The sequence below is a fragment of the Microbacterium sp. Leaf203 genome (genome assembly GCF_001421275.1).
GTDB lineage: Bacteria > Actinomycetota > Actinomycetes > Actinomycetales > Microbacteriaceae > Microbacterium > Microbacterium testaceum_A.
The window spans coordinates 342,367-359,812 of record NZ_LMKF01000022.1 but is presented as its reverse complement, the minus strand read 5'-3'; the positions used below and the strand labels follow the sequence as shown (position 1 = coordinate 359,812).

The following is a 17,446-nucleotide window of genomic DNA, read 5'->3' as shown; positions in this document are numbered from 1 at the left end:
CTCGCGATGACCGCGCGCGGCGGGCAGGGGTCGGCCGCCTCGCTCGTGCTCGTCGGACTGGCGTGCCAGGAGGTCGGCGCGTCGTTCGCCGTGATGCTGTTCCCCGAGACCGGGCCGCTCGGCATCGTCATGCTGCGGCTGCTCTTCTCGGCCGTCCTGCTGTTGCTCATCGCCCGGCCGCATCTGCGCGGGCACACGGGCTCCGCGTGGCGCTCCGTGGTCGGGTTCGGCGTGGTGCTGGCATCCATGAACGGACTGTTCTACCTCGCACTGGAGCGGCTGCCGCTGGGCGTGACCGTGACCATCGAGGTGCTCGGGCCCCTCACCCTGTCGATCCTCACCGCGACGGGTGTCGCCCGCTGGGTGTGGGCCGGACTCGCGCTCTGCGGCGTCGTCGCCCTCGGAGCCGGAGGGTGGGACCGCCTCGACGCCCTCGGCGTGCTCTTCGCGTTGGGCGCGGCGGTGAGCTGGGCCCTGTACATCCTCGCCTCGGCGCGGGTGGGTCGGGAGTTCCCGCGACTCGACGGCCTCGCGCTCGCGATGGCCGTGGGGGCCGTCATCGCCCTGCCGTTCGGCATCGCCCAGGCCGGATCGGCCCTCTTCCGCCCCGACATCCTCGCCCTCGGCGCCGCGGTCGCCCTGCTGTCATCCACCATCCCTTACGCCCTGGAGCTCGTCGCCCTCCGCCGTCTGGCGGCGTCGGCCTTCGCGATCCTGATGAGCCTCGGCCCGGCCACCGCCTCGATCGCCGGGTTCCTGCTGCTCGGTCAGCACCTGTCGTGGCTCGAGCTCGTCGGAATCGCCCTGGTGATCACGGCCAGCATCGGCGCCGTGCTCGCCGCCGCCCGCCGCAGCGCCGGGGCACGGCATCCGGGACCGGACACCGAAGAACCCCTCAGCGAGCCGATCGGCTGAGCGGATGCCATGACCCCGGCGACTCCGCAAGGGGTCTCTCGCGCACCCGGGCGGTGGCGAGGATGACCGGATGAGCGACGACGATCAGACCAAGAAGGACTTCGATGAGGCGGTCAACATGACCGCGAGCGAGCTGAAGAAGTGGCTCGAGACCGACGAGTCGAAGTCCGTCGGCCAGAAGAAGGACGGCGGGGAGTCGACCGGGCACGAGAGCGGGCGGCACATCGTGCGCATCCTCGAGAAGAAGAAGGCCGACCTCACCGACGACGACTACGCGCACATGCGCAAGGTCGTCGGCTACGTCAAACGGCACAGCGCACAGAAGCCCAAGGGCGACATCACCGACACCGACTGGCGGTACTCGCTCATGAACTGGGGCAACGACCCGAAGAAGTGACCCCGTAAGGACTTCGTGAGGGTCGGCGCGACGGGGCCCGGGCGCATAGGCATCCGGGGTACAACGGACACATGCCCATCATCGACAGCGCCGTGTACGTCGACGGTCACCGCATCGAGAACCCGGCCAGCCTCGACCAGACCTTCGAGTACATGGAGGCCCACGGCGGAATGGCGTGGATCGGCCTGTTGCGGCCCTCGCCCGAGGAGCTCGAGCGCGTCGCCGCCGAGTTCTCGCTGCACCCGCTCGCCGTCGAGGACGCGCTCGCCGGCCACCAGCGCGCGAAGCTCGAGCGCTACGGTGGCAACCTCTTCGCGGTGCTCCGACCCGCGCGCTACATCGACGAGACCGAGACGGTGGAGTTCGGCGAGCTCCACGTCTTCATCGGCCCCGACTACGTCGTGACCGTGCGTCACGCCGAGGTGCCCGACCTCTCGCAAGTGCGGCGGAGACTCGAGAAGAACCCCGACCTGCTCGCGCGCGGCCCCGAGGCGGTGCTCTACGCGATCCTCGACGAGGTCGTCGACCAGTACGACCCCGTGGCCCGCGGCCTGCAGAACGACGTCGACGAGATCGAGGACCAGCTGTTCGGCGAGGGCGGCGCGGATCTCACGCAGCGCATCTACGAGCTCGCGCGCGAGGTCATCCACTTCCAGCGGGCGACCGAACCCCTGCGCGACATGCTCGAAGCCCTGCTGCGCGGGGCCGACAAGTACGGCGTCGACCTCGAGTTGCAGCGCTCGCTGCGCGACGTGCTCGATCACGTCCTGCGACAGTGCGAGAAGCTCACGGCGCTCCGGGCGATCCTCGACAACGCCCTCACCGTCAACGCGACGCTGGTGACCCAGCGACAGACCGAGACCTCGCTGAAGCAGAACGAAGAGGTCAAGAAGATCTCGGGGTGGGCGGCCATCCTGTTCGCGCCGTCCCTCGTGGGGGGCATCTACGGCATGAACTTCAAGAACATGCCCGAGCTCGATTGGACCTTCGGGTACCCCATGGCCCTCGCCCTGATGGCCGCCACCTCGATCGGACTGTGGTTCGCGTTCAAGCGCAAGCACTGGCTCTGAGCGCTCGCGTGGGGGCACGGCATCCGGTTCGGGATGCCGACACTGCGGCGCGCTTGCTGGACAGACGCTGCGCAATTCGCACGATGGGTACGTGACCGACTCCTCCCCCCGCTCGAGCGATGCCGCAGAGCCGCCCCGCACCACCTCGACCGTGCAGCTCGAGGACGACGGGTACCACAAGCGCCTGACGTCGCGTCAGGTGCAGATGATCGCGATCGGCGGTGCGATCGGAACGGGCCTGTTCCTCGGCGCCGGCGGCCGCCTCGCGCAGGCCGGCCCCGCGATCGTGCTCTCCTACGCCGTCTGCGGGCTGTTCGCGTTCTTCATCCTCCGCGCGCTCGGCGAGCTCGTCCTGCACCGCCCCACGTCGGGGTCGTTCGTGTCGTACGCGCGCGAGTTCTTCGGTGAGAAGGCCGCGTTCGTCTCGGGCTGGTTCTACTGGATCAACTGGGCCACGACCACCATGGTCGACATCACCGCCGCCGCGCTCTACATGAACTTCTTCGGCAAGTACGTGCCGTGGATCGGCGCCGTCCCGCAGTGGGTGTGGGCGCTCGCCGCCCTCGTGACGGTCCTCGCCGTCAACCTCGTCTCGGTGAAGGTGTTCGGCGAGCTGGAGTTCTGGTTCGCGCTCATCAAGGTCGCCGCCCTCGTGGCGTTCCTGCTCGTCGGCATCTACTTCGTCGTGTTCGGCACCCCCACGGGTGCGCCCACCGGGTTCTCGCTGATCGCCGACAACGGCGGTTTCTTCCCCAACGGCATCCTGCCCGCCATCATCCTCATGCAGGGCGTGGTGTTCGCGTACGCCTCGATCGAACTGGTCGGCACCGCCGCCGGCGAGACCAAGAACCCCGAGAAGGTCATGCCCCGCGCGATCAACTCGGTGATCTTCCGCGTCGCGGTCTTCTACGTCGGCTCGGTGCTGTTGCTGTCGCTCCTGCTGCCCTTCACCGCGTACTCGAAGGACGAGAGCCCCTTCGTGACCTTCTTCGCCTCGATCGGCGTTCCCGGCGTCGACGTGATCATGAACCTCGTCGTGCTGACCGCCGCGCTGTCGTCGCTGAACGCGGGGCTGTACTCCACCGGCCGCATCCTGCGCTCGATGGCGGTCGCGGGCTCGGCGCCGAAGTTCGCCGCGCGCATGAACAAGGCGGGCGTGCCGTACGGCGGCATCGCGATCACCGCGTTCGTGGCCCTCTTCGGTGTCGTGATCAACTTCGTGGCACCGAGCGACGCGTTCGAGACCGTGCTGAACGTCGCCGCCGTCGGCATCCTGGTCACGTGGGCGACCATCATGCTCTGCCAGATGAAGTTCAAGCGCCTCACCGACCGCGGCGAGCTGGTGCGCCCGGCCTTCCGACTGTTCTGGGCGCCGTACACCGGCTACGCGACGCTGCTGTTCCTCGCCATCGTGCTCGTGCTGGTGTTCATCGACTCGCCCGCGACCCTGCTCGTGGCCGTCATCGCGAGCATCGCCATCACGATCGGGTGGTTCGCGTGCCGCAAGCGCATCGCGGAGCTGGCGGCCGAGCGCGAGGGGTACACGGGCACGGTGCCGGTGGTGCCGAGCCCCTTCCCGAAGCCGCGCGACAAGAAGGACTGAGCCGGCGGGTCAGTCGGTGAAGGGCCAGCCGCAGTAGGCCTCGGCGAGGAAGGCGCGGGCGTGCTCCGATTCCACGACGGTACGCAGTTCGCCGACCTGGCGTCGGCGGTCGAAGTCGGTGGCATCCGGAGCCACGTGCAGCAGGCTCGTCATCCACCACGAGAAGTGCTGCGCCTTCCAGATGCGCCGCAGGGCCTTCTCGGGGTAGGCGTCGAGGCCGCGCTCGTCGCCCTCGAGCAGCAGGCGCCGCAGGGCGTCGGCGAGCAGGCGCACGTCGGCGATCGCGAGGTTCATGCCCTTCGCGCCGGTCGGGGGCACGGTGTGCGCTGCGTCTCCCACGAGGGCGACGCGGCCGCGACGCAGCTCATGTGCCACGAAACTGCGGAAGCGCAGCACGTCGCGCTGAAAGATCGGTCCCTGCTTCAGCGTCGTTCCGGGCACGCGTTTCTGCAGCTCGTCCCACAGTTGCGCCTCGCTGAAGGCCGCGGTGTCGGTGTCGGGGTCGCACTGGAAGTACATGCGCTGCACGGTGTCGGAGCGCTGGCTGACCAGGGCGAAGCCGTCGCGGGAGTTGCTGTAGATGAGCTCGTCGGCGCTCGGCGGGGCCTCGCACAGGATGCCGAACCACGCGAACGGGTACTCGCGGAAGTAGCCGCCCTGGCGCGATCCCGACACGGCGGCCCGAGCGACGCTGCGCGACCCGTCGGAGCCGACGACGAATTCCGCCTCGATCTCGAACGGCCGCCCGTCGGCGTCGCGCGCGATCACGCGAGGGGTCGAGGTCTCGGCATCCGCGATGCCCTCGGCGGTGACGCCGAAACGCAGGTCCTGCCCCGCCGCGAGGCGCGCGGCGATCAGGTCTTTCAGCACCTCGTGCTGCGGATACAGCCACACGGCACGGCCGACGGATGCCGCGAAGTCGATGCGGTGGCCCTCTCCCTCGAAGCGCAGCTCGATGCCGTCGTGACGGTGGCCCATGGTGCGCGCGCGCGAGTGCTCGCCGAGGGTGTCGAGCAGTTCGACGGTGCCCTGCTCGAGGATTCCGGCGCGGATGGTGCTCTCGATCTCGTCGCGCGAGCGCCGGTCGATGACGACCGAGGCGATGCCGGCCTCGTCGAGCAGATGCGAGAGCAGGAGCCCCGCGGGGCCGGCGCCGATGATGGCGACGCGGGTGCGGACGGTGGTGGTCATGGCGTCTCCTTCGACGGTGGCTGTGTCGATGGTGCGCGCCGCCCGCGCTCCTCGTCGCCGCATTCCCGTTGATCAGGAACCCGCGCGGTGCGCGTGAGGGGTCGGTTCCTGTCGCCTGGACGCGCCCCAGGCGACACTTGTTGACCCCTCACGCGAGGGAGGCACGGAAGTGGGCGGGTCAGCGGCGGAAGCCGAGAGCGCGCTCGGTGTCGCGGGCGGCGCGGTGCAGCTCGACGAGGGCGAACTGTGTCTCGGCGTCGCGCGGGAGCACGGCCGACAGTGCGGCGATGACCGCTCCGGTCTCGTCGCGCACGGGCACCGCGACGCCGGTGGAGACCTCGTCGACGTAGCCGGGGGCCACGACCCGACCGAGCGTGCGGATCTCGGCGAGGGTGCGGCGCAGTGCTGCGGGGTCGACGATCGTATCGGCCGTGACCCGCGCCAGGGGGCCGGCGAGCACGCGCTCCTGCAGGTCGCGCGGGGCGAAGGCGAGCAGCACGAGTCCCGACGACGAGGCGTGCAGGGGAAGGCGCCCGGCGACGCGGGTGATGTTCGCGCCGGAGTCGGGGGCGCTGAGCCGCTCGAGGAACAGCGCCTCATCCTGCTCGAGGATTGCGAGCTGGGTGTGCTCGCGCACGCGCTGTTGCACGCGTTCCATGTAGGGCAGGGCCGCCTGGCGCAGGCGCAGCGCGTGCGAGGACCGGGTGGCCAGTTCCCACAGGCGCATCCCGACGCGGACGCGGCGCTCGTCGTCGCGCTCGAGCAAGCCGGCATCCACCAGCTCGTTCACGATCCGGTGCGCCGACGAGCTCGGCAGACCCGCCCGGCGGCCGATGTCGGCCGTGGTCTGCGCGGTGCGCGTGGGGGTGAAGGTCTCGAGGATGCGCACGAGGCGGTCGGTCACCGAATCGCCGGAGGGGGAGTTCGCCACGCGTCCAGAATGGCACGACTCCCGTTCAGCGGGAACGTCTCGCCGCGAGGCGAGAGGATGACGGAGCATGGAGGGGTCGAAGGAGACCCCATGACGAACGCCCCCGCCGCGGCCCCCGAATCGCTGCTGGCCGCTCCCGACCAGGCGACGCAGGACGAGATCGTCCGCGAGATCCACGCCCGCCACGCCGAGCTCGACGCCCTCGACGCCGCGGGCGAGCGCGTCGCCGCCACCGCCCACGACTTTCCGGCCTATCGGTCGAGCGTGCTGCGGCATCCGACCAAGAATCCGAAGCTCGTCGACCCCGAGACCATCGAGCTGTTCTCGCCCGCGTTCGGGCAGCGCGACGTCGCGGCGATCGAGTCGGACCTCACCCTGCAGCACGCGGGGGAACCGCTGGGCGAGCGCATGACGGTGCAGGGCCGGCTGCTCGACTCGTGGGGGCGCCCGGTGGTGAACCAGCTCATCGAGATCTGGCAGGCGAACTCGGCCGGCCGTTACATCCACCAGCGCGACCAGCACCCCGCGCCCCTCGACCCGAACTTCACCGGAGCCGGCCGCGCGATCACGAACGAGAACGGCGAGTACCGCTTCACGACCATCAAGCCCGGCCCGTACCCGTGGAAGAACCACCGCAACGCGTGGCGTCCGGCACACATCCACTTCTCGGTGTTCGGGTCGTCGTTCACGCAGCGGCTGGTGACGCAGATGTACTTCCCGGGCGACCCGCTGTTCGCGCTCGACCCGATCTACAACTCCATCCACCGCCAGAAGGACCGCGACGCCCTCGTGGGCGTCTACGACCACGACCTCACCTCGCCCGAGTGGGCGACGGGGTACCGCTTCGACATCGTGGTCGACGGGCCGGATGCGACCTCCTTCGAGCAGGAGGGCGACGAGTGATTCCCGCCAAGACGCACCGCGCCACCCCCGGTCAGACGGTCGGACCGTTCTTCGCGTACGGGCTGGAGTACCCGAAGCAGCACGAGGTGGTGTTCCCGCACTCGCCGGGTGCGATCGTGCTCTCGGGCACCGTGTACGACGGTGCGGGAGCGCCGATCCCCGACGCCCTCGTGGAGATCTTCGGGGCGGATGCCGACGGCTCGGTGCCCCGCGCGCGGGGCGCGTTCCGCCGTGACGACCACACCTTCACCGGGTTCGGACGCGCCTTCACCGACGACGAGGGGCGCTACTCGTTCTGGACGCGCGAGCCGGGCGGCATCCGGGGCCGGGCGGGGTTCTTCGCCGCGATCGTGTTCGCCCGCGGCCTGCCCGACAAGCTGCACACTCGCATCTATTCGCCGGCCGACGACGACGCTCTCGCCGCCGATCCGCTGCTCTCCACCCTGACGTCGGAGGAGCGCGCTAGCCTCGTCGCGACCCGGACGCCCGACGGGTACCTGTCGCACGACATCCGGTTGCAGGGCGAGAACGAGACGGTGTTCCTTGCCTTTTGAACCCCTTCCGCGCATCGACCTCGGGCTGCTCTCGCCGGTGAGCGTCGGGCACGACGCCCTGCTGTCGGACGAGTTCGTGCTGGCGACGATGATCCGCGTCGAGTGCGCCCTGGTCGCGGCGTACGTCGCCGTCGGGGTCGCCCCCCGCGAGGCGCGAGCCGACATCGACCACGTCTTCGGCATCGACGAGAAGGGCGGCGCGTCCGCGCGCGTGCTCGACGTCGACGCCCTCGTGCGTGACGCCGTCGCCGGGGGCAACCCGGCGATCCCCCTCGTGGGCGCGCTCAAGGCCCAGGTGCCGGCGGAGCACCGCGGGTGGATCCACCGCGGGGCGACGAGTCAAGACGTGCTCGACACCGCGCTCATGGTGGTCGCGCAGCGCGCGGTCGAGCAGACGCGACGCGCGGTCGCGAATGCGGCGGTCTGGGCGCGACAGCTCGCCACCGCGCACGCCGACGAGGTGGCCGCCGCCCGCACGCTCGCCCAGCACGCCGTGCCCACCACGATCGGGGCGCGCGCCGCGACCTGGGCGCGCGGACTCGAGCGGGCCGTCGTGCGACTCGACGCCCTGGTCTTCCCCGCGCAGCTCGCGGGAGCGGGCGGGACGCTCGCCTCGTTCGTCGAGATCACGGGATCGACGGATGCCGCTGACGCCTTGCCCGCGGCCTTCGCCCGGGTGCTCGAGCTCGACGCCCCCGACGCTCCCTGGCACGTGACGCGCTGGCCCGTGACCGAGATCGGCGACGCCCTCGTGCAGGCGATCGACGCGCTCGGCAAGATGGCCGCCGACGTCACGACCCTCAGCCGCACCGAGATCGGCGAGGTGGCAGAGGGCGTGGGCGGCGGATCGTCGGCCATGCCCCAGAAGCAGAACCCCGCCGAGGCGGTGCTCATCCGCTCGGCCGCTCTGCGCGCGCCCCAGCTGGGCGCGACCCTGCACCTGGCCTCGGCCCTCGCGGTCGACGAGCGCCCCGACGGCGCCTGGCACGCCGAGTGGCCGACGCTGCGTGAGCTGCTGCGCCTCGCGGTCGGCGCCGCCGCGCACGGGTCGTCGTTGCTCGCTCACCTGCGCGTCGATGCCGGGGCCGCGGCAGCCAACGCCGCTCTGACCGGAGGGCGCCTCGTCAGTGAGCGTCTGCGGGGCGTGCTCGTGCCCCTCATCGGCGCCGAGCGCTTCGCGGCCCTGCTCGACGGCGACGACGACCTCGCCCCGCGCCTGCGGGCGCTGCCCGAGGCGGCCGACCTCGACGTCGACGCGCTGCTCGATCCGGCCGCCTACGTCGGCCTCGCCCCCCGCCTCGCCCGCGGCACCCGCCACGCCGGCGGAGGCACCGCGCACGACGAAGGAGCCGACGCATGAGCCTCATCTCGCTGACCGCACCCGTGGGTCCCGCCGACGCGCCCCTCGTCGTGCTCGGGCCCTCGCTCGGCACCTCGACCATCCTGTGGGGCGACGTCGTGCCCCTGCTTGCCGACGATTACCGCGTCGCCGCGTGGGACCTCCCCGGGCACGGGGCCGGGCCGATCGCACGCGAGGCGTTCACCGTCGCCGATCTCGCGGATGCCGTGGCCGCCGCCGTCCCCGATGACACGTTCCTGTACGCCGGGGTGTCCCTCGGCGGGGCGACGGGCCTCGAGCTCGCGCGGCGTCACGGCACCCGCCTGCGGGGCGCCGCCATCGTGGCATCCGGAGCCGTCCTCGGCGAGCCCGCGTCGTGGCACGAGCGGGCCGCCCAGGCGCGGTCGCAGAGCACCTCGAGCCTCATCGTCGGCTCGGCCCAGCGCTGGTTCGCGCCGGAGTCGATGGCGCGCCGCCCCGAGCTGAGCGGCCGCCTGCTGCACGCACTGCAGGACGCCGACGACGACAGCTACGCCCGCTGCTGCGAGGCGCTCGCCGCGTACGACGTGCGCGCGACGTTGGGCGAGATCACGGTGCCGTTGCTGGCCGCGTGGGGAGCCTTCGACCAGGTCGCCCCCGAGCCCAAGGCGGTCGAGATCGCCGAGGGCGTACAGCGCGGCAGCGTCGCGCGCGTCGACGACGCCGGCCATCTTCCCCCGGCCGAACAACCCGAGGCCGTGGCGGCTCTGCTGCGGTCGTTCTTCGCCTCCGTCTCGACGACCTCGCCTTCCCGAAAGGACGCCTGATGCCCACCGATCAGGAACGCCACGATCAGGGCATGACCGTGCGCCGCGCCGTGCTGGGCGACGCGCACGTCGACCGCTCGATCGCCGCGACCACCGACCTCACCGCCGACTGGCAGGACTTCATCACGCGGGTGGCGTGGGGAGACGTGTGGTCGCGCCCCGGCCTCGATCGCCGCTCGCGTTCGATCGCGGTGCTGAGCTCGCTCATCGCGCACGGCCACCACGAGGAGCTCGCGATGCACCTGCGCGCGGCGCTGCGCAACGGCCTGAGCGTCGAGGAGATCCGCGAGGTCATCCTGCAGTCGGCGATCTACTCCGGCGTGCCGGCCGCCAACTCGGCCTTCCGCATCGCCTCCGAGGTGCTCTCGGCGACCGATGCGGAAAGCGCAGGCCCCCGCGAGGAGTGATCCGGAGGCGACCGACGGGCTGTCGGCGCTTCCTGGCCCGTGTCATCGGAACCGGGCATGCACCGAAACAGGACGATCCGGCTCGGATGGCCCTGTTCCCGTGGCATCCGCCTGTCGCGGTGACGTCGCGGGGCGGTGAGGGGCGGCGTCAGCACCCCCGGCCACCGCGTCAGCGCGCGGAACGACCGAAGTGGAACGGGCACGACGACGGCGCGTCCGCGCGGCGCACGCGTCCACCCGAGCGCGGCTTGGTCGGCATCCGCCGCCTGTTCACGTCGAGCCCGCGACCGCTGATGCGGATGCGCGGGTCGCTGAGGACGGCGATGGATGCCGCGAGCCCGGCGATCGCGAGCTTCTCTCCGGGGCAGCGGTGGCCGGTGCGGACGTCGGCGCCGCCCTGGGGGACGAACGCGCGGATGGCCTCGTAGTCGTCGACGCCGACGAAGCGCTCGGGGGCGAAATCGGAGGGACGCTCCCACTCGCGGGTGTCGGTGTCGGTGCCGAGGATGTCGAGCACGACCCGGCCGCCCGCCGGCACTCGCTGACCGTCGAGCTCGATGTCGGTCTCGGCCCACGCGGGCAGCATCGGCACGAAGGGGGCGGTGCGGCGGATCTCCTGCGCGAAAGCCGTGGAGAGCTCTCCGCCGACGAGGGTCCCGCGTTCGGTCGTCTCGGCGGCGATGCGCTCGCGCCACTCGGGGCGGTCGTGCAGTTCTTTCGCGGCGAAGGCGACGAAACGCGAGACGGCGATCATGGGCCGGAAGCTGTTCTGGAGCTCGATCCCCGCGGTCTTCGCGGGGAGGAGTTCGCCGTCCTGGTCGCGGTGGTGCGCCCACGCGTGCAGGGCCGTGTTCTCGGCGGGGCGCAGGGTGCCGGCGCGAACCGCGTCGATGAGCTCGGCAGCGTGACGGTCGGACCACCGGCGGTTGATGAGCGCGAGCGCGAACTCGGGGGAGTAGGGGACACCGAAGCCGTCGACGATCTGCGCCTGGCGCTTCGCCCAGCGGGTCTGCGCCGACGCGGTGCCGGGGATGCCGGCCCAGCGCATGATCGACCGGCCGAGGGCGCCCACCGCCGCGTCGTACGCCGAACGTTCGCCGCCGGTGACCCAGGCGTCGAGTTCGCCCTGCCACTGCCGGTCGAGCTCGGGGAGCAGGCGCTGCACCTCGGCGTCGTCGTACAGCACGTCGACGAAGGTCGCCTTGCGGTGGCGGTGCTCGGCGCCGTCGAGGCTGTGCACCGAGCCGTGGCCGAAGAGCGACTCCTGGATGAAGGCGGGCATGGCGCCGTGGCGACGGATGCGCGACTCGTCATAGAAGAGGTCCACACCTTCCTCGCCGCGCACGAACAGCGCCTCGCGCCCGAGCAGGCGGAACGGCACGGCCCGGGCACCGCGGTCGGCCCGACGCCACAGGTGCGAGCCGAAGCCGTAACCACGGATCAGAAGAGCGAGCGAGTCATCTCGGAGCAGGGCGAGGGGGGATGCCATGCCCTCACGGTTCCACGCGGAGCGGCGGTCGCCGAGGGGGCGGCGCGACCGCGGGTCGGTGTGATAACTCTCAGCGCCACTGCTCCGTCGGCGTCAGTGGGACGAGCGGTGGAATGGCGGGCGTCGTGCGCAGGTCGATCCGTCGGCCCTCACGCGCCGACAGCGGGAGCGCCGTCACGATCTCGGTGACGTGCAGGGCGATCTCGCCGCTCGCCCGCCCGTGGCCCCGCACCATGTCGACGAGGCCGACCCCTCGTCCCGCCCCCACGTACCCCGCGCTCACCGGCAGGGCGACCCACCCGTCCGAGCCGACGGCGTGATGACGCACCTCGCCGTCGAAGTCGTTCGGGTCGGGGACGGCCAGCGACCCGGCTTCGCCGTGCACCTCGATCGGCGCGGCCGTGGTCCCGCCCGCGTCGAAGCTGAACGTCACACTCGACAGGGCACCGCTGGCGTGCCGGAGGGTGCCGGTGACGTGGGTGTCGACCTCGACGGGAATGCGCTCGCCTGCGCGCGGCCCCGACCCGATCTCGCGTTCAGTGCGGCCACGGGACACTTCTCCGCTGACCGACACGACCGGGCCGAGCAGGTGCACGAGAGAGGTCAGGTAGTACGGCCCCATGTCGAAGTGCGGCCCTCCGCCCTCGCGGTAGTAGAAGTCGGGGGTCGGATGCCAGTGCTCATGGCCCGGCGAGACCCAGGTCGCGGTGGCCGCCGTCGGCCGACCGATGAGGCCGCTCTCGATGGCCGCCCGGGCCGTCTGCACCCCCGTGCCGAGCACCGTGTCGGGGGCGCTCCCGACGGCGACGCCGGCGGCCGTGGCATCCGCCATCACGCGCTCCGCGTCGGCGAACGTCGTGGCCAGCGGCTTCTCGCCGAACACGCCCTTGCCCGCGGCGATCGCGGCGCGAGCGATCTCGGCGTGCGCGGCGGGGACGGTGAGGTTGACGACCACGTCGACGTCGTCCGCGGCGAGCAGCTCGTCGACGCCGAGCGCGCGGGCCGAGGGGAGCGCCTCGGCGACCTCGGCCGCGCGATCGGCGCGCAGGTCGGCGACGGCGACGATCCGGACGGCGGGATGATCCCTCAGGGTGCGGAGGTATTGGTCGCTGATGACCCCGAGGCCGATCAGCCCGATGCGCGTCGGCTCGTCCACAGCAGTCCCCTCTCGATGAGGGTTCGCACGTGCGGGTCGTTCAGAACGCCGGGGTCGTGACCGGGTGTCGCGACGAAGACGCGCCCCCGCCCCCATTCGCGCGTCCAGACCGCGGGCGAGACGACCGGGCGGTGCCACGGCTCGTCGTCGCGCACCGGGTGCGTGGTCGTGGCCAGTACGTCGTTCAGGTCGTCGTGCAGCACCCAGTACTGCTCGGTGACGAGGGGGAAGGCGTCGATCCCGCTCGTGATCTCGTGCGTGCGCCCGAGGTCGGTGATCTCGATACGGTGCTCGACGAAGGCGTCGGTCGCCGGATCGGCGCGGTCCCCCGGGTCTTTCCGGGGGTGCGCGGCGAACTGCCCTCCCACCAGCTGCAGGTACGCGGCGTCGTGGCGGTAGGAGTCGACGATGCCGCCGTGCCACCCGGCCAGACCCGTGCCCGCGGCCACCGCCGCGCGGAGACCTTCGATGCTCTCGGCGTCGGCCTCGCTCATCGTCACGGCCTGGACGACGAGGTCGACACCGCTCATGACGTCGGCGTCGGCGTAGATGCGGGGGGACTCCTCGATCCGCACCTCGAAGCCGTTGCTCCGCAGGAACGGCAGGAACATCTCAGTCGTCTCGACGGGGTGGTGGCCGTCCCACCCGCCGCGCACGATCAGCGCCGTTCGTGACGTCATCGTCCCTCCTCCGCTCCGGACGCCGGCCCCGGCTTCCGCATCGACGCCTCACGCTACCGTCGGGCGCCGACATCGCCCAGGGCTCTGCGCGAACGGGCCGGGACCGTGGCATCCCGTCCGATAATGGGGGAGTGGAGGTCTGGGAGACGCGCGAGTGGTTCGCCGACTACCTCGAGGCGCTCAACCGCCACGACCTCGAAGCGGTCCGCGGGCTGCTGCACCCGGCCGTGCGTCGTGCGCACCTTCCCGCGGGGGCGGAGGCCTGGATCGCCGACCTCGCCGAACTGTGGCACGGCTTCCCGGATTGGCAGTGGAAGCGCATCCAGCTGGTCGTCGAGGACGACCGTCTGGCGGTGCACCTGCGGGGCGGGGGAGCGCACACGGGTTCGTTCGGCCACGTGAGCCCGACCCGTCGGCGGGTGAACATCGCGTCTTTCGCCATGTACCGCCTCGAGCGCGGCCGGATCGTCGAGGCGAGCGGCACCGACGACCCCGCGCAGATCCTTCTCGCTCTCGGCTGAGTCGGAGCGCGTGCGGTCGGGTCTATCGCGGCGAGCGATCTGTCAAGGGCGGCCGCATGTCGGGGGGTCCGGGTACGGTCGCTCTCGCCCGTTTCCATCCCGGGTAGAGAGAGGGGCGACCATGGTGTCTCACGACCGCCCCGGCGCCGGAGTCGTGTGGGCTCGCGTCGAAGACGGCTTCCATGTCGGCAGCAGGAACGGTGTGTTCCTGGGGTACATCGACCGCCAGGCCGGCGGCGCATTCCTCGCGTACGACGGTCGTTCGCGCCTCGTCGGCCGCTTCGACGCGCTCACCGCCGCCATGGCCGCCGTGACCAACGACCAGCCCCCGCAGGACGCCGAGATCACCCTTCGCGAGGTGCGGGTCCCCGCGCCGCGATCGATCGACGGCGGGAAGGCCTCATGAGCTCCGACCTCGTCTCCACCTCGTACGTCAGCGCGGCCGCCGAGCCGTTCGACGACGACCGGTTGCACGACCTGCTCGCGCAGAGCCGCCGCTCGAATCACGAGCACGACCTCACCGGCATGCTGCTGTACCGTCGCGGGCGCTTCTTCCAGGTACTCGAAGGGCCGCAGGATGCCGTGGACGAGCTCATGACGAAGATCCGTCGCGACCCGCGCCATACCGATGTCCGCGTGCTGTTCACGGAGCACATCGACGACCGTCGATTCACTGAGTGGACGATGGGGTACGAGCCGATCGGCATCCCCGCCACCCCCGCTCCCGAGGGCTTCCGCGACACCTTCGACGACCTCGAGGCCGACGACGAGGACGCGAGCATCCGCGCCGTGCGCGAACTCACCGTGTGGTTCCGCGCGCGCACGGCGAGCGACGACTGACGCAGGGGCCTCCACGGGTCGGGCGCGGTAGCGTCGCGGGGTGACCTCCCACCCCGCGGGCTCTCGCCGACGCGTCCGCTCCGTCGCCCGCATCGTCGCTGGCGTGGGCGTTCTCGGGGTCGTGCTCTTCGCCTACGGGCTGCGCATCGCGGCGGACGACCCCGGCTTCTTCGACTTCTTCGGATACTTCACCAATCAGACGAGCAGCCTGACGGCGCTCGTGCTGATCGCCGTGGGTGCCCGGGGCGCGGCGGATCGAACCGTGCCCGTCGGGCTCGCTCTCGCGTGGGCGATCGGGGCGGCCTGCCTCATCGTGGTCGCCGTCGTCTACAACGGTCTCGTCCCGGGGACGGGATCGGCCCCACCGTGGGTGAGCGCGGTGCTGCACCTCGTCTTCCCGCTGCTCGTCGTCGTCGACATCGCCACGGCTCCCGATCGTCCCCGACTCGCGTGGCGCGACCTCTGGTGGGTGCTGCCGTACCCCCTGGCGTGGGTCGCGGTCGTCCTCGCGCGCGGCGCGACCGACGGATGGGTGCCCTACGGCTTCCTCCTGCCCGAGCGGGGTCTCGCCTCTCTCGTTCTGCACGTGGTCGGCATCCTGGCCCTGCTCCTGCTCGCGGCCACGGCGGTCTGGGCGCTCGGTCGTCGACCCCGACGCGCCCCGTCGTCATAGCGGGGGGTCGAGGGCGCGGAGCGCGGCATCCATCCGCTCCGCCATGTACGCATACCCGGTGTCGTTCGGGTGCAAGCCGTCGGCGGCCATCCAGCTGTCGGTCGAATCGGCGTAGTGACCGTCGAGCCAGTGGCTGGCCCCCGCGATGTGGTCGGCGCCGATCCGCGCGGCGGCGTCTTCGACCCACCCCGCGATGACGTCGACCGACGCCGGGCGGTCCGCGGTGTACCAGAAGGGCTCGACGACGACGATGCGCGCGTCGGGCACGCCCTCGCGCAAACGCTCGAGGTCGCTGTCGATCGTCTCGCGGATGCGGTCGGCCGCGCGGTCGTAGCTGAAGTTGTCGTTCAGGCCCATCGTGACGAAGACGAGGTCGGGATCGTCGGCGATGACCTGGGCGGGGATGTCGTCGAGGCCCGGCCCCATCGAGGCGCGGCGATTGACGAACCCCAGGCCGTTCTCGCTGCGGTTGATCTCCTGCCACCCGCGCTCGGCCGAGATGATCGTCGACCAGCGCTTGTCGTTGGCGCTCGCACCCGTGCCCCGCGTGTACGAATCGCCGTAGAACGACACGACCGGGCCGGTCGCGGCGGGGGCCGGTGCCGCGGTCGGGGCCGCGCACCCCGAGAAGACGAGGAGGAGGGATGCCGCGGCGACCAGGCCGAGGAGTCGTCGCGCACGCATGACCCCATTCTCGGCGGCGATCACTGCTCGGGGGTCAGGGGAACCGATTCTGCGGAGAGGCGTTCGACGTGGCGTGCGATGCGCGCCGCACGGGTGGCCGGCGTCGCCGCCGTGACCACGGGGTGCAGGACGGAGTAGCGCTCCGCCTTCGTGAGGGCGTCGAAAGCGCGCGCCGCGTCGGGGACGGCGTCGAGCGCCGCGCGCAGATCGGCCGGCACCTCGATCGCCGCGGAGCCCTCGTACGCGCGCTCCCAGCGGCCGTCGGCATGGGCGCGGGCGATCTCTTCGGCTCCGCGCGGGCGCATGCGGCCCTCGTCGGTGAGGCGTGCCACGTGATCGACGTTGCGTTTCGACCACATCGAGCGGGTGCGGCGCGGGGTGAAGTGCTGCCGGAAGGTGGCGGCATCCCGAGACTGCTTCCGCCCGTCGATCCACCCGCTGCAGAGGGCCTCGTCGAGGGCCTGGGCGTAGGTGAGGGACGTGGGCGAGGTCGTGCCCTTCTTGGCGAGCACCAGCCATACGCCGTCGCTGGTGTCTTCGTGGGTGTCGAGCCACGACCGCCACCGTGCGGCGTCGTCGACGATCAGTTCGGGGGCTTCAGGCATGATCGCGGTCCTTTCCGACGGCTCACCGGACCTTAGCGCGGACCCCCGACACGCGCGCCCTATCGGAGCGGGCGCCCCACGGCAACCGGCCCCCGCCGACGCGCTCGAGAGGAGATCATCGCTGAATGCGCAGTGTGACCTATGCCGGTGAGACCGTGACCACGACCGACGACGTGGCGGAGGCTCTGGTTCAACTGACGGCGTCGATCGCCGCCGAAGGGCAGGCGGAGGCCGTGAGCATCCCGATCGTCACCGACGGCGGCGCGGAAGAGGCCGAGCTCGTCATCGGCGTCGGCAACGACGTCCTCAGCGCTCCGGCCGACTGGACGGGTGAGGAGCCCGACTTCTCGTGGGCGGCGGAAGAACTCCGTCAGCACAAGCGCTTCCCCCAGGCGCCGGCCATCGCCGTCGAGCAGCCGAGCGATGACGCCAACCCCGACGCGTTCTGGGACCCCGACCTCGACGGGTTCACCCGCGCCTGAGCGGCTCGCCCCTCGCCGGGCCGCGTCCTCGCGACCATCGCCCCCGCACCCCGCGGGGGAGCTCGTCAAGCCCACCCTCGCTCCCGCGCTCGGACGTAGCGTGGGTCCTCCGCACCGGACGCGACCGGTTCATCGACCCGGTGCGTGAGCCCCGGACAGTTCGGGCGGCCCGCCGTTTCGCGGTGCCGCCCGGACGCTGG

21 protein-coding genes are annotated in these 17,446 nt (G+C 71.6%); 14 read left to right on the top strand and 7 right to left on the bottom strand.

Translation table 11 applies throughout. The features are described from left to right. The first annotated feature begins 6 nt into the window (after window positions 1-6). From ASE56_RS02935 to ASE56_RS02920, 4 genes are all read left to right on the top strand, one after another. The gene (locus tag ASE56_RS02935) at window positions 7-915 is read left to right on the top strand and encodes a DMT family transporter (RefSeq protein ID WP_056224769.1); all 909 of its coding nucleotides are present in this window, start codon (window positions 7-9) and stop codon (window positions 913-915) included. 70 nt (window positions 916-985) lie between these two features. Continuing rightward, window positions 986-1,312, top strand: a complete 327-nt coding sequence (locus ASE56_RS02930) for a DUF3140 domain-containing protein (protein ID WP_056224767.1) — start codon at window positions 986-988, stop codon at window positions 1,310-1,312. Window positions 1,313-1,383: 71 nt separating this feature from the next. Further along, window positions 1,384-2,382, top strand: a complete 999-nt coding sequence (corA, locus tag ASE56_RS02925) for a magnesium/cobalt transporter CorA (protein ID WP_056224766.1) — start codon at window positions 1,384-1,386, stop codon at window positions 2,380-2,382. A 151-nt stretch (window positions 2,383-2,533) separates the two neighbouring features. Then, complete coding sequence (locus tag ASE56_RS02920; protein WP_056228097.1) at window positions 2,534-3,985, top strand: amino acid permease; 1,452 nt, start codon at window positions 2,534-2,536, stop codon at window positions 3,983-3,985. A gap of 9 nt (window positions 3,986-3,994) precedes the next feature. Here the strand turns inward: ASE56_RS02920 and ASE56_RS02915 are convergent, their stop codons facing one another. Next, entirely contained in the window at window positions 3,995-5,176 is a 1,182-nt protein-coding gene (locus ASE56_RS02915; RefSeq protein ID WP_056224764.1) for a 4-hydroxybenzoate 3-monooxygenase, read from the bottom strand. A gap of 178 nt (window positions 5,177-5,354) precedes the next feature. Continuing rightward, the gene (locus ASE56_RS02910) at window positions 5,355-6,107 is read right to left on the bottom strand and encodes an IclR family transcriptional regulator (protein WP_056224762.1); all 753 of its coding nucleotides are present in this window, start codon (window positions 6,105-6,107) and stop codon (window positions 5,355-5,357) included. 90 nt (window positions 6,108-6,197) lie between these two features. Between ASE56_RS02910 and pcaH the strand changes: the two genes are divergently transcribed. Genes pcaH through pcaC form a run of 5 tightly spaced genes read left to right on the top strand, consistent with a single transcriptional unit; the run spans window position 6,198 to window position 10,116 of the window. Next, window positions 6,198-7,010 (top strand): protocatechuate 3,4-dioxygenase subunit beta, encoded by an 813-nt coding sequence (gene pcaH, locus ASE56_RS02905; RefSeq protein WP_082450291.1) that lies wholly within the window; start codon window positions 6,198-6,200, stop codon window positions 7,008-7,010. Further along, complete coding sequence (gene pcaG, locus ASE56_RS02900) at window positions 7,007-7,564, top strand: protocatechuate 3,4-dioxygenase subunit alpha (protein WP_200914110.1); 558 nt, start codon at window positions 7,007-7,009, stop codon at window positions 7,562-7,564. The genes pcaH and pcaG overlap by 4 nt, the downstream gene beginning before the upstream one ends. Beyond that, a complete protein-coding gene (locus ASE56_RS02895; protein ID WP_056224759.1) occupies window positions 7,554-8,924 on the top strand; it encodes a lyase family protein in 1,371 nt (456 codons plus the stop codon). Before pcaG ends, ASE56_RS02895 begins: the two co-directional genes overlap by 11 nt. Next, the gene (locus ASE56_RS02890) at window positions 8,921-9,709 is read left to right on the top strand and encodes an alpha/beta fold hydrolase (RefSeq protein ID WP_056224757.1); all 789 of its coding nucleotides are present in this window, start codon (window positions 8,921-8,923) and stop codon (window positions 9,707-9,709) included. The genes ASE56_RS02895 and ASE56_RS02890 overlap by 4 nt, the downstream gene beginning before the upstream one ends. Continuing rightward, a complete protein-coding gene (gene pcaC, locus ASE56_RS02885) occupies window positions 9,709-10,116 on the top strand; it encodes a 4-carboxymuconolactone decarboxylase (RefSeq protein ID WP_056224755.1) in 408 nt (135 codons plus the stop codon). The genes ASE56_RS02890 and pcaC overlap by 1 nt, the downstream gene beginning before the upstream one ends. Before the next feature lie 169 nt (window positions 10,117-10,285). Here the strand turns inward: pcaC and ASE56_RS02880 are convergent, their stop codons facing one another. From ASE56_RS02880 to ASE56_RS02870, 3 genes are all read right to left on the bottom strand, one after another. Beyond that, the gene (locus tag ASE56_RS02880) at window positions 10,286-11,605 is read right to left on the bottom strand and encodes a cytochrome P450 (protein ID WP_056224753.1); all 1,320 of its coding nucleotides are present in this window, start codon (window positions 11,603-11,605) and stop codon (window positions 10,286-10,288) included. 70 nt (window positions 11,606-11,675) lie between these two features. Continuing rightward, complete coding sequence (locus tag ASE56_RS02875) at window positions 11,676-12,761, bottom strand: Gfo/Idh/MocA family protein (protein ID WP_056224752.1); 1,086 nt, start codon at window positions 12,759-12,761, stop codon at window positions 11,676-11,678. Next, window positions 12,734-13,441, bottom strand: coding sequence for a ThuA domain-containing protein (locus tag ASE56_RS02870; protein ID WP_056224750.1), 708 nt, complete (start codon window positions 13,439-13,441; stop codon window positions 12,734-12,736). The genes ASE56_RS02875 and ASE56_RS02870 overlap by 28 nt, the downstream gene beginning before the upstream one ends. A 131-nt stretch (window positions 13,442-13,572) precedes the next feature. Here ASE56_RS02870 and ASE56_RS02865 point away from each other — a divergent pair, with 131 nt between their 5' ends. The 4 genes from ASE56_RS02865 (at window position 13,573) to ASE56_RS02850 (ending at window position 15,475) form a co-directional block, all read left to right on the top strand. Beyond that, on the top strand, window positions 13,573-13,962 hold the full coding sequence (locus ASE56_RS02865) for an ester cyclase (protein WP_056224748.1): 390 nt from the start codon (window positions 13,573-13,575) through the stop codon (window positions 13,960-13,962). A 121-nt stretch (window positions 13,963-14,083) separates the two neighbouring features. Further along, the gene (locus ASE56_RS02860) at window positions 14,084-14,368 is read left to right on the top strand and encodes a hypothetical protein (RefSeq protein WP_056224746.1); all 285 of its coding nucleotides are present in this window, start codon (window positions 14,084-14,086) and stop codon (window positions 14,366-14,368) included. Then, window positions 14,365-14,802, top strand: coding sequence for a BLUF domain-containing protein (locus ASE56_RS02855; protein WP_056224744.1), 438 nt, complete (start codon window positions 14,365-14,367; stop codon window positions 14,800-14,802). The genes ASE56_RS02860 and ASE56_RS02855 overlap by 4 nt, the downstream gene beginning before the upstream one ends. Before the next feature lie 40 nt (window positions 14,803-14,842). Continuing rightward, window positions 14,843-15,475, top strand: coding sequence for a Pr6Pr family membrane protein (locus ASE56_RS02850; protein WP_056224741.1), 633 nt, complete (start codon window positions 14,843-14,845; stop codon window positions 15,473-15,475). Here ASE56_RS02850 and ASE56_RS02845 read toward each other — a convergent pair. Both ASE56_RS02845 and ASE56_RS02840 read right to left on the bottom strand, forming a co-directional pair. After that, window positions 15,470-16,159, bottom strand: a complete 690-nt coding sequence (locus ASE56_RS02845) for an SGNH/GDSL hydrolase family protein (protein WP_056228090.1) — start codon at window positions 16,157-16,159, stop codon at window positions 15,470-15,472. The genes ASE56_RS02850 and ASE56_RS02845 overlap by 6 nt on opposite strands. A gap of 20 nt (window positions 16,160-16,179) precedes the next feature. After that, entirely contained in the window at window positions 16,180-16,764 is a 585-nt protein-coding gene (locus ASE56_RS02840; RefSeq protein WP_056224739.1) for a YdeI family protein, read from the bottom strand. A 125-nt stretch (window positions 16,765-16,889) separates the two neighbouring features. Between ASE56_RS02840 and ASE56_RS02835 the strand changes: the two genes are divergently transcribed. Continuing rightward, a complete protein-coding gene (locus ASE56_RS02835) occupies window positions 16,890-17,246 on the top strand; it encodes a hypothetical protein (protein WP_056224738.1) in 357 nt (118 codons plus the stop codon). Window positions 17,247-17,446 lie beyond the last annotated feature (200 nt).

What these genes read in the sequence shown, in the direction of transcription:
- ASE56_RS02935 (WP_056224769.1), top strand. Translation starts at nt 7, where the DNA reads ATGACCGCGCGCGGCGGGCAGGGGTCGGCCGCCTCGCTCGTGCTCGTC.
- ASE56_RS02930 (WP_056224767.1), top strand. Translation starts at nt 986, where the DNA reads ATGAGCGACGACGATCAGACCAAGAAGGACTTCGATGAGGCGGTCAAC.
- corA (WP_056224766.1), top strand. Translation starts at nt 1,384, where the DNA reads ATGCCCATCATCGACAGCGCCGTGTACGTCGACGGTCACCGCATCGAG.
- ASE56_RS02915 (WP_056224764.1), bottom strand. Translation starts at nt 5,176, where the DNA reads ATGACCACCACCGTCCGCACCCGCGTCGCCATCATCGGCGCCGGCCCC.
- pcaH (WP_082450291.1), top strand. Translation starts at nt 6,198, where the DNA reads ATGACGAACGCCCCCGCCGCGGCCCCCGAATCGCTGCTGGCCGCTCCC.
- ASE56_RS02890 (WP_056224757.1), top strand. Translation starts at nt 8,921, where the DNA reads ATGAGCCTCATCTCGCTGACCGCACCCGTGGGTCCCGCCGACGCGCCC.
- pcaC (WP_056224755.1), top strand. Translation starts at nt 9,709, where the DNA reads ATGCCCACCGATCAGGAACGCCACGATCAGGGCATGACCGTGCGCCGC.
- ASE56_RS02880 (WP_056224753.1), bottom strand. Translation starts at nt 11,605, where the DNA reads ATGGCATCCCCCCTCGCCCTGCTCCGAGATGACTCGCTCGCTCTTCTG.
- ASE56_RS02870 (WP_056224750.1), bottom strand. Translation starts at nt 13,441, where the DNA reads ATGACGTCACGAACGGCGCTGATCGTGCGCGGCGGGTGGGACGGCCAC.
- ASE56_RS02860 (WP_056224746.1), top strand. Translation starts at nt 14,084, where the DNA reads ATGGTGTCTCACGACCGCCCCGGCGCCGGAGTCGTGTGGGCTCGCGTC.
- ASE56_RS02855 (WP_056224744.1), top strand. Translation starts at nt 14,365, where the DNA reads ATGAGCTCCGACCTCGTCTCCACCTCGTACGTCAGCGCGGCCGCCGAG.
- ASE56_RS02845 (WP_056228090.1), bottom strand. Translation starts at nt 16,159, where the DNA reads ATGCGTGCGCGACGACTCCTCGGCCTGGTCGCCGCGGCATCCCTCCTC.
- ASE56_RS02840 (WP_056224739.1), bottom strand. Translation starts at nt 16,764, where the DNA reads ATGCCTGAAGCCCCCGAACTGATCGTCGACGACGCCGCACGGTGGCGG.
- ASE56_RS02835 (WP_056224738.1), top strand. Translation starts at nt 16,890, where the DNA reads ATGCGCAGTGTGACCTATGCCGGTGAGACCGTGACCACGACCGACGAC.